This is a genomic window from Candidatus Poribacteria bacterium (assembly GCA_021162805.1).
In the GTDB taxonomy this organism is placed as follows: Bacteria; Poribacteria; WGA-4E; order B28-G17; family B28-G17; genus JAGGXZ01.
The window spans coordinates 14,596-30,799 of record JAGGXZ010000063.1 but is presented as its reverse complement, the minus strand read 5'-3'; the positions used below and the strand labels follow the sequence as shown (position 1 = coordinate 30,799).

Genomic DNA, 16,204 nt, shown 5'->3' with positions numbered 1-16,204 from the left:
ATGAAAGTCAGCTTCCTCCACTGTGCCGATCTGCATCTGGGCCGAATGCAGTTCAACAGCGAGGAACGGTTTGAGGATTTCGGCAGGGCGTTCGGTCAGATAACCGATTACGCCGTTGAAAACGAGGTCGATTTCCTGCTGATATGTGGTGATCTCTTCGATAGACGTAACATCAACGCCCAGACGCTCATCCAAACCACATATCACATGAAAAGGCTCAAAGACAGCTCCATCCCTGTCATCGCTATAGAGGGCAATCACGACAGGGCCTTCCGGCGCGATAGGGTCTCGTGGATGAGATACCTGGCCGAGGAGGATTTGATCATCCTGTTGAAACCGCAATACGAGGAGGGAAGGCTCGATCTCAAGCCATGGGACGAAAGTTCCAGGACCGGCGCCGTGGTGGAGATCGGCGGGGTAAGGATATATGGGCTCGGTTATCTGGGCGCTCTGACGGGGAGGAGGTTAGTAGAACTGGCTCAAATTCTCCCTGATAAGAGGGATCACTTCACACTCGTCATGCTCCATGCAGGTGTCAGAAGCATGATGGGATCGGAGATCGGCGCGTTGGATGAGGAGGAGATGGATGCGTTGCGCGGGAAAGTGGATTACCTCGCCCTCGGCCATCTACACAGAAGATATGAGATCGACGGCTGGATCTTCAATCCCGGCGCTCCGGAGTGCGTCGACGTAGACGAGGCGATCTATGAAAAGGGATTTTATCACGTGAGGGTGAGCGAAAATGGATTTCAGGCCGATTTCGTCCCCTCCCGGAGAAGGGATATCTACCTGGATGAAATAGACGTTACAAACGCCCCCGATCCCGACTCCACGGTCGAAATGGTGATGAAAAAGATAGATTGGGCAAGGCTCTCCTCGATGGACAGGCCTATAGTTCAACTGGTGATCGTTGGGCGGGTGAAATTTAACGCTATGGATATAGATTCGGAGGAGATCAAGGCGGGGATCACGCGGAACAAAGATTGCCTGGCGGTTGAGGTGATCAATAACGCCAACCTGATCTCCGGACCATCACAGATTCCGGGGATTTCCGGCAGAGAGGAGATCGAAAGAGAAGTACTAAGGGGATTGATCGAGGAGAGCAAATACGCCGAGTGGGCGGATGAACTGGTGGAGGCGGCACTGGAACTGAAATCCATGGTCCGATCCAGATCCGATCCGGCCGATATCGTTGATTACATCAAAAGGCTTTCGGCCAGAATGATGTAGGGCGATCGCAAAGCATAGCAACGATGATGACGGATAAGGTCAACCTGATGGGGCTCTCCAGGGAGGAGCTCGAATCTCTGGTTGAAAGCTGGGGCGAACCCAGGTATCGCGCCAGACAGATCATGGTGTGGCTTTACCACAAGCGAATCGATGACTTCGACGCCATGACCGACCTGTCCAAGAAGTTCAGGGCCTTGCTCAGAGATCGGGCCTATGTGCCTCATCTCGAGATCATCGCCAAAGAACGATCCTCCATAGACGGGACGACCAAATATCTGTTTGAGCTTGAAGACGGAAACCGCATAGAGAGCGTGTTGATGTTCGACCGAAACCGCGTGACCCTGTGCGTCTCGAGCCAGGTCGGATGCGGGATGGGATGCAGGTTCTGCCAGACCGGTAGGATCGGCCTCATCCGAAACCTCAAAGCTTGGGAGATCATAGCCCAACTGATGGAGGTTGAGAGGGATATCGGGAGGATCAGGTTCGTGACGAACCTCGTCCTGATGGGGATGGGTGAGCCGTTGGCCAATTACGACGAGACGATGAAATCCCTCAGGCTTATGACGGCGCCCGAGGGATTGATGTTCCCCGCACGTAAGATAACGCTCTCGACATGTGGGCTTGTCCCCCAGATGAGGAGTTTCACGCGGGAGGGTATGAAGGTGGGATTGGCGATCTCGCTGAACGCCTCCGATGACGAGACCAGAAACCGGTTGATGCCCGTAAACCGGAGATATCCGATCCGAGAGGTGCTCGATGCAGCTATGGAATGGCACGGCAGGGTCAGAAGGCTCTTCACGATAGAGTATGTCCTGCTTAAGGGGGTTAACGACAGCGATGAGGATGCCCGCAGGCTTGTGAAGCTCTTCCGTGGCAAACCCGCCAAGTTTAACCTGATCCCGTTCAACCCGGCCGAGGGAGTGGAGTTCCAGCCGCCCGATATCGAAACGGTGGAGCAGTTCAGGTCGATACTGGCTAAAGAAGGGCATTTCGTCGCCTCAGTCAGGTTCAGCCGAGGAGCGGATATATCCGCCGCCTGCGGACAGCTCAGGGCCAGATATCAGACAGGTTGATGGGATCTAGCGGATTCTTAAGAGCTCCACGTCGTCGAACCAGACGGCGCCTCCGTTATCCTCCGAGCGGAGGATGACCCTCATCCATCTTGCCCCCTGAGGCGGTTCCGATTCGAGGGATGTCCGATATAATGCTTGACTCAAGTTTGATATAATGCTATATTTATGTCGGCATCCGGAGCAGGTCGGGCGATCGCGCCCGTCTCTCAAGCTAAATGAGGGGCGGGTGAGGAAAGTCCGAACTCCTCGGGCCAGGGTGCTGGGTAACGCCCAGGCGGGGTAACCCGACGGAAAGTGCCACAGAGAACAGACCGCCGAAGGCCCCGAAAGGGGCCAGGCAAGGGTGAAACGGTGGTGTAAGAGACCACCAGCGGCCGTGGAGACACGGTCGGCTAGGCAAACCCCACCCGGAGCAAGGCCAAATAGGGGAGCATGGGATGGCCCGCCCGAAGCTCCCGGGTATGGCCGCTTGAGGCCAGCGGCAACGCTGGTCCCAGATGAATGATCGCCGCCCCGCGCCGGGCGACCGACGCGGGGAACAGAATTCGGCTTATAGACCTGCTCCGGTGCCAATAAACCTTCCCATCGGAGGTGTGCCCTTTGGCTCAGGAGAGGGGAATAAGAAGACAAATTCAACTTCCGCTGAGCGAGGCGGTTAAAATCAGCTTCGAAAGCCTCAGGATAAGGTTTTGGCGTTCGATCATCACCACCGCAGGCGTGTTTTTGGGAATCGCTTTCCTGGTTTCGGTCTTAGCCGGAGCGGCGATATCCTCAAGCGTCGAGGCCAATAGAGGCAAGGAGGCTGTGGATGCCTTTTCGATGGAAGAGCAGGCCCAAAGCAAAGGGGAGATATCGCCCCAGCAGATATGGCTTATCACGATGTCGCTGATCGTCTGCGTAGTCGGCATAGCTAACTCGATGCTCATGGCCGTCACCGAGAGGTTCAGGGAGATCGGCACCATGAAATGTCTCGGTGCCCTGGATAGATTCATCGTGGAGCTTTTCCTGTTAGAATCCGGCTTCCAAGGTCTGGCCGGGGCAATCATAGGGGCGATAATCGGCCTGCTGGCCGCCGTGTTGATGAACCTGAAGGATTACGGCCTTGATACCTTCTGGTACTTCCCCGGATTGAAGGTGCTGGCGATAATAGGCATTGCCTCCATCGTGGGTATGATCCTCTCTGTCATCGGCGCGGCGGGTCCTTCCTATAAGGCTGCAAAACTGCCACCGGCCGAGGCGATGAGAGTGGAGGTGTAATATGGCAACGGTCGCCGACGATGTGGTCATCAAGACGGAAAACGTAGTCAAAGAATATAAAATGGGAAACACCATTGTCAGGGCGCTAAGGGGAATATCCGTCGAGGTCAAACGTGGTGAATATATCTCCATCATGGGCCCATCAGGTTCAGGGAAATCCACCCTCTTCAATATGATCGGCGCGCTGGATAAACCCACCGACGGTAAGGTCTATATCGAAGGGCAGGATATGTCCGAGCTGGATACGCATGAGCTGGCCTGGCTCAGATGCCACAAGATCGGCTATATCTTCCAGACCTTTAATTTGATCCCCGTTATGACCGCTCTGGAGAATGTCACCCTGCCCATGATATTCGCCGGCATACCGCGCAAAGAGCGTGAGGAGAAAGGGAAGATGCTACTGGAGATGGTCGGGCTGGGACATAGGGTTCATCATAAACCCTATGAGCTTTCGGGAGGGCAGCAGCAGCGGGTCGCCATAGCCAGAGCTTTAGCCAACGATCCGGCCATACTCCTGGCCGATGAGCCAACCGCTAACCTGGACCTCAAGACCGGCCGCGAGATCATCACCCTTATGAAACGGCTGAACGAGGAGAGAGGGGTCACCGTGATCTCGGCCACCCACGATCTGAAGATGATCGACGTCTCCGACAGGATAATCTTCATCAGAGATGGCTTGATCGAGCAGATCAAGAACAGAGATGAAATGGATATAGTGGTAGGCACCGTTGAGGAGTAAAGAGGCATCCTACAAGCCTCCATTCAGACGGAAAAAATTTCCCAAGCCCGATCCCCCCTTTCCGTGAAATCTCACCCTATCAACTGATATTGTGTCTAACCCTCATTGAGTCCAACCATCCTCCCCTGCTGGCATGCTAATTGCATATCAGGTTGAGCGCTGACGGCTGATCGCCTTCTATAGGAGGGTTGTCAGATGGTGAGGGGGCTTTATGAGGCCGCTCAAGGTATGCTTTACGAGCAGATGCGCCTCGACGTCATAGCCAATAACCTTGCGAACGCCGACTCGATCGGGTATAAGAAAGGAAGGATAGGGTTCAATCTCGCTCTGCCGACGAACTACGTCCCACCTCAGAGGATCATCCTCGCCTCCAGACCCCTGCGAAATGCCGGCGAGATGCCGTGGATGATGTTGACGAGATACAGCGTGGATCTCTCGGAAGGGAGTCTCAGACAAACCGGAAATCCGCTGGATTTCGCCATAAACGGCGAGGGATACTTCTCGATTCAAACGCCGAGTGGTGTCAGATACACGCGCGATGGGCGTTTTTCGATCGACGCCAACGGCTATCTGGTCACGAGGAACGGGTATAAGGTGTTGGGGCAGAACGGGCCGATAAACCTGGGGGTAGGATCGCAGATCCAGGTGAGTAAGGATGGAACGATCAGGGTTAACGGTCGCGTTGTGGATAGATTCCTGATCGTCGATTTCCCCCCGACCAGAGGCGGTGGCGGGTTGAGCAAGGAAGGAGGTGGGCTGCTGGTCGCCCCATCGAACCTCCAACCTCTACCGCCCAACGTCGAGGTGCTGCAGGGTTACCTGGAGGACTCAAACGTCGATATCGTCAAAGAGATGGTTCAGATGATAGAGGCTCTCAGGAATTACGAGAGCTATCAAAAGGCGATCCAGGCCATCGACTCGACAGTTCAACAGCTCAGCGAATTTGTCAAAGCATAGGAGGGATCGAAAATGCTGAGAGCGCTTTGGTCCGCCGCTTCAGGAATGAAGGCACAGCAGACCAATATGGACGTCATAGCCAACAACATCTCAAACGTCAATACAATAGCCTTCAAAAGGCTACGTCCGGATTTCGAGGATCTGATCTATCAGGTCGTAAAGCCGGCCGGGGCCATGAACATCTCAAACGCCCAGATTCCGACGGGAATAGAGCTGGGCCATGGAACGAAGCTGACCTCCACACAGAGCATATTCACCGTCGGTGACCTTCAGGAGACGGGAAATAAGCTCGATCTCGCCATTCAAGGCGACGGGTTTTTCAAGATCAAGCTCGGCAATGCTACCGTCTACACGCGAAACGGTGCCTTCAAGAAGGACGCACAAGGCAGAATAGTTACGGCGCACGGCCTGCCGCTTGAACCGGAGATAATCATTCCCAAAGACGCCACAGATGTCTTCATCTCCGAGGACGGCACCGTTCAGGTCAAATTGCCGGATCAACCGGACGGAATGGTCATCGGCAGGATAGAACTGGTGAAGTTCATCAACCCGGCGGGATTACATCACATAGGCAGAGGACTATACGAGGAGACAGCGGCCTCAGGACAGCCGATCTCCGGAAAGCCCGGCGAGAACGGATTCGGATATATCGAACAGGGGATGTTGGAGATGTCCAATGTGAAGATCGTGGATGAGATGGTCAACCTGATCATATCACAGCGCGCCTATGAGGTTAACTCAAAGGCGATCCAGGCGGCCGACGAGATGTTGAACATAGCAAATAACCTCAGAAGGTGATGAGCCGTGAGAACCCTAAGGATAATAGCGCCGATCATCTTCTCACTCCTTCTCCTCCTCCCCTCCCTCACCCCTGCCAACGCCCTCGTCAAGCTGATGAATGAGGCGGAGGTGAAGGGCGGGGAGATCACCCTGGGTGAGATCGCCCATATCGAGGCGGATACCAAAGCCGAGGCGGAAAGGCTTAAAGCCGTGACTCTGATCTCCGCCCCGCGTCCCGGAGAGAGCTATAGGATCAGCAGAGCACATGTCGAGACGATGTTGGAAAGGGAGGGGATCGATCTCAGATCGGTTAAGATAGAGGGAGGATCGGTCCTAGTCAAAAGGAGCTATCAGAGGGTGAAGGCCGAACGGCTGATGAAGGCCCTCGAGGAATTCCTGAAGAGAGAGACGGGATCGCCTGCAAGGGTGAGCATTATTCCGACGACGCCCGTGAGGGATTTGCTCGTGCCGGAGGGAAAGGTATCCATCTTCGTCCGTTCCATCTCTGATGATCCGCTTTGGGGATGGTTCAGGATCAAAGTGATGGTGGACGGGAAGACGGCCGAGGAGACGTCGATCTTCGCCCGCGTCAGGGTGGAGAGGGATGTGGTGGTGGCCGTTAAACCCATCAGGGCCGGTCAGAGGATCTCAGCGGATATGGTCAAGGTGGAGAGGATGATGATAGGGCTTGAGGGAAAGGATGCCTTTGAAAAGGTAAGGGATGTTCTAGGTAAGATACCTTCCCGATCGATCGGAAAGGGAGAGTTCATCAAACGGTCCGATCTCCGTCTGCCGGTGATCGTCAGACGGGGCGATGTGGTGATGATCGTGGCCAGATATGGGATGATAAGGATCACGGCCAGAGGAAAGGCCGTCGAAAACGGGAAGCTCGGCGACGTAATAGAGGTTGAGAATCTCAGCTCAAAAAGACATATCCGCGCCGAGGTGATAAGCCCAGGCGTGGTGATGGTCCGTCTGGGAGGGGAAGGAAATGTTGAACGTAAAACGTTGGAGCGTTAAATGTATCTTGCTTTGCCTCCTGATCCTGACGGGATTGGCCTTTGGAAAGCCCGGCAAATTGAGTGAGATATCGCTCTTCACCGATAACAAGGCGTATCAGGTGGGCGATATCGTGAGAGTGATGGTCGTCGAATCGGCCTCCGCCAAAAAAACCTCATCTGCAAAAACCTCCAGAACCTCCGGCAAGAAAGGAGCTGTCAGCACCTTCCCGTGGCTGAAATATAATCCCTTAGCCAAGGGGGTGGACCTCTCATCCGAGAACACCTTCTCCGGCAGCGGCTCCATCTCGACCGAAGGAGAGTTGAAAGCCGAGGTGGCCGCCGTCGTCAAGGAGGTCCTGCCGAACGGCAATCTGGTCATCGAGGGGACGAGAGAGATCGTGATAAACGGGGAAAAGCAGATAATCTCCGTCAAAGGGATTGTCCGCCCCGTGGACATCACACCGCAGAACACCGTTCTCTCCATAAACCTTGCTGAGGGCGAGATAAGATATGAGGGGAAAGGGATGATCTCGCGACAACAAAAACCCGGCTTGCTGAGCAGGCTGCTGGATTGGCTGTGGATATTCTGAGGAGGTGATGGCGGTGCGCAAGACGAGGGTTTTCTCGCTTCTACTTGTGATCCTGATCCCCATGGCGGCGGTGGCTGAGACCGTCAGACTCAAGGATATATCGGAGATACAGGGCGTAAGCGAGGGTCATCTCTTCGGCTACGGATTGGTGGTCGGCTTAAACGGGACAGGCGACTCCAGCAGTCAGGTGACGGTTCAGTCGATGAGCAACATGCTTCAGAGGCTGGGACTGAGCATATCGGCCGATCAGATCCGATCGAGGAACGTCGCTGCGGTGATGGTGACGGCGAAGCTTCCGCCCTTTGCCAAGCCCGGAAGTCGGATCGACGTGACCGTTTCGTCGATAGGGGATGCCAAAAGCCTCCTCGGCGGGACGCTTCTACCCACCCCTATGAGGAATCTCTATGACCCCGATACGGTCTATGCCGTCGCCCAGGGCGAGATAACCGTCGGCGGATACTCCTTCTCGGCCATCGGCGCTAAGGCTCAGAAGAACCATCCCACGGTCGGACATATCCCCGGAGGCGCCATAGTTCAGGCTCAGATGAAGGTCTCCCTCCTGGAAGATGACAGGTATCTGGTTCTGGTGCTCGACAATCCCGATTTCACCACGGCCACAAGGGTGGCTCAGGCGATAGATTCCAAATTCGGCTCGCATATCTCGACGCCGATAGATAGCGCTACGGTCAGGCTGACTCTGCCGGATGAATACAAGGACAAGGTGGTTCAGTTCATTTCCCAGGTCGAAAACGTCGAGGTTGAGCCGGACACGGTCGCCAGGGTGGTGATAGACGAGAGGACGGGAACTGTGGTGATCGGCAAGGATGTTAAGATATCCACCGTCGCGGTCGCTCACGGCAATATCAGGGTGGAGATATCCACCGCTTTCAAGGTCTCACAGCCTTATCCTGAAAGCCAGGGACAGACGGTGGTAGTTCCCCAGACAAGCATGAACGTCACTGAAGAGCCCGGCTCCGTCGCTCTTTTAAAGGAGACCGCCACCATAGGGCAGCTCGTTCAACTTCTCAACGCCATAGGTGCCAGCCCTCAAGACATGATAGCGATCCTACAGAATATCGAGAAGGCGGGGGCTTTACAGGCGAAGCTCATTGTGAGGTGAGTAAGATGGAGATGGATCTTACCCTTAAAAGCAAGCTTATAAACACCGAACTTTTAGATGCCGATATGCGGCTCCTCCGGGCCGCAAGCTCCCAAAAACCCACACCTCAGCAGTTGAGACGCCTCGCCCATGAGTTCGAGTCCATATTCATCAACCTGCTGCTCAGGGAGATGCGAAGGACAATCCCCAAAGGTGGGCTGCTCGATTCGGGATTTATAGGAGAACTCTACACCTCCATGGCCGATAGGGAACTCTCAAGGTTGCTTGCCCGCAGGGGAATAGGACTCGGGGAGATGATATACAGAAACATGATCGGGAGAATAAGGGGAGGGAAAAGCTATGAGGGGAAAGCATGAGGAGAGAGAGTTTCTCTGTTTTACGATAGAACGGAGTTGCTTCGCCATCCCCGTCCGTTCTGTCGTCAAGATAACGCCGATGATGGCCTTTTCCCCTCTTGAATCGAAGTCGGAGAGTTGTCTGGGTATGGTCGTGCTACACGGCAGACCGGCTCATCTGCTGGATATCTCGCCAAGGCTTAATCTACCGCCCAGAGGGGTAGATCCACAAAAGATGATCATCTTCATCGAGGACGGAGGCCCACTCGTGGGGGTGATTGTGGATGATCTCAAGGAGATTATCAGGGTTGAAGGGGCGAACGTCGTCGAGGGGGTATCCCCCGAGCTCATATCGGCTATGGCGAGGGTCGAGGACGAGATGATACCGATCCTCAATCCCAAGGCGATAACGGAGATGGTGAAAGATGAGGTATAATGTGGATAGGATCATACGGATGCTGAGGGATAAGTATGGGCTTGACATGCAAAGGCTCAAACGGGGCGCGATAAGATCGAAGATCGAAAGGATAGGAGAGCTCGATAGCTCAAGGCTACTGGATGAGGTGCTTGTCGGGGAATCCTATTTCTTCAGGGATCAAGGCCAGTTTGACGCGTTCTTCAAAGAGGTTCTGCCGATCCTCGAGCGATCCAAGAAGGATAAGAGGCTTTCGATATGGAGCGCTGGCTGCTCAACAGGGGAGGAACCCTACTCGATCGCCATGACAATCGACAGATACGGCCTCTATCAGAAGGGATGGAAGGTGAGCATCCTCGGCACAGATCTCAGCCGGAAGGCCATCAAAAGGGCGAGAGAAGGGATCTACACCGAGTGGTCTTTTAGAAACACGCCGGGTGGGATTATAGATCGATACTTCGTTCAACTGGGCGAAAACGGATACAGAATACGTGACGAGATCAAAGGAAGGGTATCCTTCGGAGTGATGAATCTGATGGACACCTTCGCATATCCCACAGGGTTGGACATCATATTCTGTCGAAACGTGCTCATCTACCTCGATCGAGATGTGATCGGAGGGATCATCAACGGCTTTCACAGGAGCTTAAGGGAGGGTGGATGGCTGTTTGTAGGGCCCGGGGAGTTCAACGGGGTCTGGTTCAGGAGATTCAAACCGGTCTTCTTCGAAAACGCCCTCGTCTATCGCAAGCCTTTCTCCTCACGTGGTGGTAAGGTCATTCGTCTGCCGAAGAGGGCAGAGACGACCGATCCTTCAAGCGTGGAGCTGAAGGATGCCGTTATCGCTTTAAGGGGGAACGACCTCGCCAGGGCTGAGATGCTGTTAAGGAGATACATCAGACAAAACCAGATGGACCCCTATGCGTATTACCTTTTGGGGTTGATATTCCAGGAGAAAGGCTTCAACTGTGATGCGGTGGAGATGTTCAGACGGGCTTTATATCTGGATATGGACTTCGCCGCCGCCCACTTCCACATCGCCAACCTCTACCGATGCAGGGGGGAGGTTAAAAAGGCGATGAAACACCTCTCGTTGGCCGAAAGATTACTGCGGATGAGAGATGAAGATGAACCCGTTCCGGGAGAGGGCGAATTGAGATGCGGCGAGCTCCTGGCGGCGGTTAGGATGCAGAGGAAACTGCTGAGCTCATGTGGAGGCATCAAATGCGAGAAAACGCCGAACTGATACTCAAGCAGAGAGCACATCTGTATGCCAGGCCTCCCGAAGAACCTGAACCGATCGACAGGGACCTGATAGCTGTCTTCCAGATAGGGAGGATGCGACTGGGTTTCGATGTGAAGTTCATAGACGGGATATACCGGCTCGGCACCATAACCCCGATCCCATGCACCCCTCCCTTCATTCTGGGAGCGATCAACGTCAACGGCAGGGTGTGCCCTCTGATCGATATATCGGCCCTGATGGGTGAAAGCGCGGAGGAGGATTATAGGGTCGTCGTTATGATCAGATCGGACGGGATAGAGATTGGAATCCCGGCCGCCGATATACTCGGCGTGGAGGGAGCGCCCGAAAAGCTTTCAAAACCCGAAGCCGGATCGATCAGATCGAACGAGGAGTTCATCGACGGTATCACCCAGGATGGTGTACTTATCCTGAATCTGGAAGAACTCCTCAAAGGCAATAGGCTGATCGTCATGGAGGAGGTATGAGAGGATGTTATCGGAGGATCAAATGATGCAGCAGCTGATGGAGACATTTAAGGCCGAAGCGGAGGAACATATCCGGCGGATAACCCAGATGATCCTCGCCCTTGAACGCGGCGAGGTGAATCAGGAGATGTTGGAGGAGCTGTTCAGGGAGGCGCATAGCTTGAAAGGAGCGGCCAGGGCTGTCGAGCTTAACGATATATCGGCCGTGGCACATAAGATTGAGGCTCTCCTTTCAGCGCTTAAATCAGGCGATATCCCCTTCTCCGACGACCTTGCCGATCTGATCTACGAGGGGTTGGATGGGATCTCAGCTATGCTCGGCGATGAGGAGTTCAACGCGAACGAGTTTGCCCATAAAGTCGACTCATTTCTGAGCGTAAACGAAAAGGCCAAGAGTGGAGAAAAGATAAAGCCCGACGATCGTTTCAGCACGGAACTTACACCTTCACATAAGGCCGGCAGAAGCATGATGTACGTCGATATCTCCAAACTCGATCGCCTCATGGAAAGGGTGGGCGAGATAATAGCGGCCAAGATCAGCGGGGAGGAATATCTCAGATCGGGGTATCATATCTTAAAGGAGATAGAGAGAATCCACAGAAAATTTCAGGAGGAGAGGCGCGATGGGGTTGAAAGACTGGAGAGAATTATAGGAACCTACAGGGATTTTCTCGATGATATGGAGTCCATCTGCCGAAATATCTCCAGGCTGTCGGATGAACTCAACGAGGACGTCAAATCGCTCAGGCTACAACCGCTTTCCATTCTCTTCGATTCCTTTGACAGGATGGTCAGGGATATCTCCAAACAGGAAGGTAAGAAAGTCAGGCTGGAGAAAATCGGCGGAAATACCGAAATAGATAGACGAATACTGGAGGAGTTACGGGAACCCCTGATGCATCTTCTGAGAAATGCTATCGATCACGGCATAGAAAGGCCTCAGGAACGGGTTAAAGCCGGGAAGGAGGAGTATGGAACGATCCGGATCTCGGCGAGGGGACATGGCGATAGAGTCATAATCGAGGTGGAAGATGACGGTCGGGGCATAGACCTGGAACGGATCAAGGAGACGGCCTTGAAATCCGGCTTAATAGAGGAAACGGAGGAGATGAGCGAGGAGGAGATATTGAACCTCATCTTCAAGCAGGGCCTTTCCACTTCAAGTGAGGTCACGGAGATATCCGGACGTGGTATCGGTCTAAACGTCGTATGGCGTAAGGTGGAATCACTTAAAGGGACAATAACCGTCCATACCGAGTTGGGGAAAGGATGCAGGTTTACGCTCAGTCTGCCGCTTACCTTGATGATCACAAAGGTACTGATAGTTGAGGTGAACGGTGACAGATATGCTATCCCGGCCTCCTACATCGACAGAACGCTTAGGATAAAACGGAGCGAAATGGTGGAGATAGGGGATAGATCATTCATAAGACATAACGAGTCGCTGGTGAGCTTGATACCGCTCTCCGCTCTACTTGAACTGGAAGGGGGAGATATCGGGGAGGAGATCAGGGTTCTGATACTGAGATTTGGGGGCAGAGCTGTGGGTATCATGGTGGATGATCTGGTCGTTGAACAGGACATCGTGGTTCAGGGGTTCTCCAGACCGCTGGTGAGGATCAGAAACGTTTCGGGGGCAGCGATCTCATCGGATGGTAGAGTGCTGATCGTGCTCAACCCGATGGACCTGGTAAGAACCGCCTGCAAATTGGGAAGCACCTCGATCTCACCCCTGCTTCAAAAGGCTAAACCCAAGACGATTCTGGTGGTGGAGGATTCGATCACCACCAGGACGCTTGAGAGGAACATACTCGAATCGGCCGGATATAACGTCGTAACGGCCAAGGACGGCGTAGAAGCAAAGGAGATATTGCGCAGAGCAAGTTGCGATCTGGTCGTCTCGGACGTCAGAATGCCAAACATGGACGGGTTTCAGCTGACCTCCTGGATAAAGAACCATTCCGACCTCAAAGATATACCTGTGATATTGGTCACCTCCATGGAATCGGAGGAGGACAGGCGCAGGGGATTGGAGGTCGGTGCCGACGCATACTTCATCAAAAGCGGCTTCAACCAGGAGGAACTGCTTGAAATGATAGAGAGGTTGATATGATGGATAGGATACTTGTAATCGAGGACAGCAGGACTCAGGCCCTTAAAACGCAGCTCCTGCTTCAGAGAGAGGGATATGAGGTGGAAACCGCCTTCGACGGAGAGGAGGGCTGGGAGAGGATATTGAACTGGAAACCGGACGTGGTTCTGCTTGATATAAATCTGCCGATGAAAAATGGATTTGATCTGCTCAAGGAAATCAGAAATAGGGATGAACTCGCCAGCATGCAGGTGATCATGCTGACCGCATATGGAGATGTGGATAGCCTCGCGAAGGCCTTGGAGCTGGGTGCTGATGATTACATCAGCAAGCCGTTCAACGACCGTGAGCTTTCAGCGAGGGTGAAGGCATCGTTGAGGATGAAGAAACTGCAGGATAGAGTCATCAAGGCTGAGAGGTTGGCTGCTGTGGGGGCCCTTGTGGTAACCATGAGCCACGAGATAAACAACCCTCTGACCGGTATTATAGGAAACTGCCAGATTATTCTCACAAAGGGCGACTCACTCGATCCCGAGATAAAAGAGAGGGTCCGGTCCATAATGGACATGGCGGGTAGGATCAGCAAGGTGATTCAAAAAGCAGCCAACCTGAAGGATGTGGTGACTAAACCGTATCTGGGTGATACTAAAATGCTCGATCTGGAGAGGTGAGAACATGTTTAAGAACCTATATCAGAAGGCCATTGCTCGCTCAGTGCTCTTTCCCCTCATCCTGGTAACTGTTCTGGGATTCGTTATCTATGAATATTCGCGAAGGGTCGTTCTCGAGGAGATGGAGTATATCATAGATCAAGCTGTCGAGGGTGGGAAAACCACCTTCAACGCGTGGATAGACAGCGAGCTTAATCTGCTGAGAAAACTCGCCTCTGACCCCAAGGTGGAAAAGCTGCTATCCGGTGAAGCTAGACCATCGGAGGTTGAAGAGATACTTTCGATCGGGGGGAACCAGTTCACCGCCTTAGCGGTGGTGGACAGAAATGGAACGATACTGGCGGGCATCCGAACAAATGAAATCCCCACAAATCTCGCACGGCAGATCGATGGGAGGGAGGGGCCATATATCGTTCGGAACGATCTCTTCCTCTCAGCCTCCGCTTCCAAAGGGGTCTTGATCGCCAAACTCGGTAGGGAGGTGGTGGAGGAGTTCATGAAGGGCTTTAAGTTCAGCAGGAGCGGTAATATCCATATCATCTCAGAGGAAGGAGTGGTCTCACCTCAAGGTACGGCGAAACCTGAAGGTCGATTTATCGAAAGGTTGAAGGTTGAAGGGAAAATAAAATGGGATGAAAGGCGCTCTCCCTCCGGCAAAAAGGTGATCCTGAGCGGGAGATGGCTTCCGCGGTATGACCTCGGCATCGTCAGCGAGATAGAGAGCGATGAGGTGTATTCGGTGCTGAGGAGGCTCAAACTCGGGATCGTGTCAAGCTGCGCTGCTTTGCTTCTCCTCTCGATACTCACCGTCTTGCCGATGGTCATTAGAATCGCCTTTCCTATCCGCAGGCTGACCGAGGCGGCCGAAAAGCTGGCCCAGGGCAGGATAGACGTTGAGGTGGAGGTCAAGGGGAAGGATGAGCTGGCGATGCTATGCAAGACGTTCAACGGGATGGCCTCATCCATCAGAGGGATGATATCCAAACTGAAGGAGGCGGCGGATAAGGTGTCGGAGATGAGTGGGGAGGTTTTGAAGGCCGCCTCCCAGCACTCCTCCAATACCGCTGAGCAGTATGCCGCCATAAACGAGGTGACGGCAACCATGGAGGAGATACATCAGACCTCACAGAGCATAAGCGAGCAAGCTCAAGGAGTGCTTGAAGTGGCCAGGAAGGCCGTGGATATCTCCTCCTCCGGCAGAGAGGTGGTTCAGGAGATGATAGAGAACACATACAGTATGAAGGAGAGGATAGAATCGATAGCGCAAAGCATACTCTCCCTCAGCGAGCAGACCCAGTCGATAGCGGAGATAACGACGTCCGTGAGCGATATAGCCGAGCAGTCCAGACTGCTGGCCTTCAACGCCGCCATAGAAGCGACAAAGGCGGGGGAGTACGGAAGGGGGTTTTCGGTGATCGCCTCGGAGATAAGGAGCTTAGCCGAGCAATCGCAGAGCGCTACGACGCAGATCAAACAGATCCTTTCCGATATCCAGCGAGCAGCCAACTCAGCGGTGATGATAACCGAGGAGGGAACCAGAGGGGCTGAAGCAAGCATAAAACTCGCCAATAGAGCCGGAGAGGTTATAAGGGATCTGGCGGAGATAATAGATGAATCGGCGAGCTCCGCCGAAAACATAGCAAACGCCATATCTCAGCAGAGGATCGGTATCGAACAGGCTACCTCCGCCATCCAGCACATTAACGAGACTACAAAAGCGAATTTGGATAAGACCAGACAGATAGAATCCGCCGTTCAAAGTTTGAACGAACTGGCCGAGGATCTGAGGGAAGCCATAGATACACATCTGACGGGAATTTAACCTAAAGATATGATACAATTATTCCGATAAAAAGTGCAGGAGGGCAACTCTCGATCATCGAAATAGCACTTCCAGGAGAGGTCAGCGGTATGAAAATAGTCAACGGCAACATACTCAACATCTACATGAGAAAGACCCGACCGGTAAGACAGGAGGAGGTAACCGGTCAGACCCAGAGATCGCCTTCCGATCGTAAAACCGATGTGGTGGAGCTGTCTCCGGCCGTTAAAGAGGTAGATCGGGCGAAGGAGATGGCTCAGACCATGCCCGAGGAGAGGGCCGAGAAGGTGGAGCAGATAAGAAATCAGATTGAAAACGGGCTTTACAGGATTCAGCCCGAAAAGATCGCCCAGAAGATGATAGAACATGCCATCGACATCCTGGCTTGAAG

At 53.5% G+C, this 16,204-nt stretch carries 17 protein-coding genes and 1 other RNA gene; all 18 read left to right on the top strand.

What is annotated here, in order from left to right:
• The 18 genes from J7M22_05080 to flgM all read left to right on the top strand — a co-directional run bounded on the left by J7M22_05080 (nt 1) and on the right by flgM (nt 16,202).
• Nucleotides 1-1,230: an exonuclease SbcCD subunit D gene (locus J7M22_05080; protein ID MCD6505982.1), complete on the top strand. Its 1,230-nt coding sequence runs from the start codon at nt 1-3 to the stop codon at nt 1,228-1,230.
• A gap of 23 nt (nt 1,231-1,253) precedes the next feature.
• A complete protein-coding gene (gene rlmN / locus J7M22_05075) occupies nt 1,254-2,303 on the top strand; it encodes a 23S rRNA (adenine(2503)-C(2))-methyltransferase RlmN (protein MCD6505981.1) in 1,050 nt (349 codons plus the stop codon).
• A 177-nt stretch (nt 2,304-2,480) separates the two neighbouring features.
• Nucleotides 2,481-2,872, top strand: an RNA gene (gene rnpB, locus J7M22_05070) — RNase P RNA component class A.
• A 31-nt stretch (nt 2,873-2,903) separates the two neighbouring features.
• A complete protein-coding gene (locus J7M22_05065; GenBank protein MCD6505980.1) occupies nt 2,904-3,560 on the top strand; it encodes an ABC transporter permease in 657 nt (218 codons plus the stop codon).
• Between the two features lies 1 nt (nt 3,561).
• Entirely contained in the window at nt 3,562-4,299 is a 738-nt protein-coding gene (locus J7M22_05060) for an ABC transporter ATP-binding protein (protein ID MCD6505979.1), read from the top strand.
• 195 nt (nt 4,300-4,494) lie between these two features.
• Entirely contained in the window at nt 4,495-5,256 is a 762-nt protein-coding gene (gene flgF / locus J7M22_05055; GenBank protein ID MCD6505978.1) for a flagellar basal-body rod protein FlgF, read from the top strand.
• A gap of 12 nt (nt 5,257-5,268) precedes the next feature.
• Nucleotides 5,269-6,054 carry a flagellar basal-body rod protein FlgG gene (gene flgG / locus J7M22_05050; protein ID MCD6505977.1) on the top strand — a complete coding sequence of 262 codons (786 nt, stop codon included), beginning with the start codon at nt 5,269-5,271 and terminating at the stop codon, nt 6,052-6,054.
• Between the two features lie 6 nt (nt 6,055-6,060).
• Nucleotides 6,061-7,056 (top strand): flagellar basal body P-ring formation protein FlgA, encoded by a 996-nt coding sequence (gene flgA, locus J7M22_05045; GenBank protein ID MCD6505976.1) that lies wholly within the window; start codon nt 6,061-6,063, stop codon nt 7,054-7,056.
• Entirely contained in the window at nt 7,028-7,627 is a 600-nt protein-coding gene (locus J7M22_05040; GenBank protein ID MCD6505975.1) for a flagellar basal body L-ring protein FlgH, read from the top strand. The genes flgA and J7M22_05040 overlap by 29 nt, the downstream gene beginning before the upstream one ends.
• A gap of 7 nt (nt 7,628-7,634) precedes the next feature.
• Nucleotides 7,635-8,747, top strand: a complete 1,113-nt coding sequence (locus J7M22_05035; protein ID MCD6505974.1) for a flagellar basal body P-ring protein FlgI — start codon at nt 7,635-7,637, stop codon at nt 8,745-8,747.
• A 5-nt stretch (nt 8,748-8,752) separates the two neighbouring features.
• Nucleotides 8,753-9,103: a rod-binding protein gene (locus J7M22_05030; GenBank protein MCD6505973.1), complete on the top strand. Its 351-nt coding sequence runs from the start codon at nt 8,753-8,755 to the stop codon at nt 9,101-9,103.
• Nucleotides 9,087-9,518 (top strand): chemotaxis protein CheW, encoded by a 432-nt coding sequence (locus tag J7M22_05025; protein ID MCD6505972.1) that lies wholly within the window; start codon nt 9,087-9,089, stop codon nt 9,516-9,518. The genes J7M22_05030 and J7M22_05025 overlap by 17 nt, the downstream gene beginning before the upstream one ends.
• Entirely contained in the window at nt 9,508-10,743 is a 1,236-nt protein-coding gene (locus tag J7M22_05020) for a hypothetical protein (protein ID MCD6505971.1), read from the top strand. The genes J7M22_05025 and J7M22_05020 overlap by 11 nt, the downstream gene beginning before the upstream one ends.
• Complete coding sequence (locus J7M22_05015) at nt 10,722-11,228, top strand: chemotaxis protein CheW (protein ID MCD6505970.1); 507 nt, start codon at nt 10,722-10,724, stop codon at nt 11,226-11,228. Before J7M22_05020 ends, J7M22_05015 begins: the two co-directional genes overlap by 22 nt.
• A 4-nt stretch (nt 11,229-11,232) precedes the next feature.
• Complete coding sequence (locus J7M22_05010) at nt 11,233-13,341, top strand: hybrid sensor histidine kinase/response regulator (protein MCD6505969.1); 2,109 nt, start codon at nt 11,233-11,235, stop codon at nt 13,339-13,341.
• The gene (locus J7M22_05005; protein ID MCD6505968.1) at nt 13,341-13,991 is read left to right on the top strand and encodes a response regulator; all 651 of its coding nucleotides are present in this window, start codon (nt 13,341-13,343) and stop codon (nt 13,989-13,991) included. The genes J7M22_05010 and J7M22_05005 overlap by 1 nt, the downstream gene beginning before the upstream one ends.
• Nucleotides 13,992-13,995: 4 nt before the next feature.
• On the top strand, nt 13,996-15,813 hold the full coding sequence (locus tag J7M22_05000; GenBank protein MCD6505967.1) for a methyl-accepting chemotaxis protein: 1,818 nt from the start codon (nt 13,996-13,998) through the stop codon (nt 15,811-15,813).
• 89 nt (nt 15,814-15,902) lie between these two features.
• The gene (gene flgM, locus J7M22_04995; GenBank protein MCD6505966.1) at nt 15,903-16,202 is read left to right on the top strand and encodes a flagellar biosynthesis anti-sigma factor FlgM; all 300 of its coding nucleotides are present in this window, start codon (nt 15,903-15,905) and stop codon (nt 16,200-16,202) included.
• Nucleotides 16,203-16,204 lie beyond the last annotated feature (2 nt).

Coding starts and splice junctions, on each gene's coding strand:
- flgF (MCD6505978.1), top strand. CDS start 4,495: ATGGTGAGGGGGCTTTATGAGGCCGCTCAAGGTATGCTTTACGAGCAG.
- J7M22_05035 (MCD6505974.1), top strand. CDS start 7,635: ATGGCGGTGCGCAAGACGAGGGTTTTCTCGCTTCTACTTGTGATCCTG.
- flgG (MCD6505977.1), top strand. CDS start 5,269: ATGCTGAGAGCGCTTTGGTCCGCCGCTTCAGGAATGAAGGCACAGCAG.
- J7M22_05030 (MCD6505973.1), top strand. CDS start 8,753: ATGGAGATGGATCTTACCCTTAAAAGCAAGCTTATAAACACCGAACTT.
- J7M22_05005 (MCD6505968.1), top strand. CDS start 13,341: ATGGATAGGATACTTGTAATCGAGGACAGCAGGACTCAGGCCCTTAAA.
- J7M22_05080 (MCD6505982.1), top strand. CDS start 1: ATGAAAGTCAGCTTCCTCCACTGTGCCGATCTGCATCTGGGCCGAATG.
- J7M22_05060 (MCD6505979.1), top strand. CDS start 3,562: ATGGCAACGGTCGCCGACGATGTGGTCATCAAGACGGAAAACGTAGTC.
- rlmN (MCD6505981.1), top strand. CDS start 1,254: ATGATGACGGATAAGGTCAACCTGATGGGGCTCTCCAGGGAGGAGCTC.
- J7M22_05010 (MCD6505969.1), top strand. CDS start 11,233: ATGTTATCGGAGGATCAAATGATGCAGCAGCTGATGGAGACATTTAAG.
- J7M22_05000 (MCD6505967.1), top strand. CDS start 13,996: ATGTTTAAGAACCTATATCAGAAGGCCATTGCTCGCTCAGTGCTCTTT.
- flgM (MCD6505966.1), top strand. CDS start 15,903: ATGAAAATAGTCAACGGCAACATACTCAACATCTACATGAGAAAGACC.
- J7M22_05015 (MCD6505970.1), top strand. CDS start 10,722: ATGCGAGAAAACGCCGAACTGATACTCAAGCAGAGAGCACATCTGTAT.
- J7M22_05020 (MCD6505971.1), top strand. CDS start 9,508: ATGAGGTATAATGTGGATAGGATCATACGGATGCTGAGGGATAAGTAT.
- J7M22_05025 (MCD6505972.1), top strand. CDS start 9,087: ATGAGGGGAAAGCATGAGGAGAGAGAGTTTCTCTGTTTTACGATAGAA.
- J7M22_05040 (MCD6505975.1), top strand. CDS start 7,028: ATGTTGAACGTAAAACGTTGGAGCGTTAAATGTATCTTGCTTTGCCTC.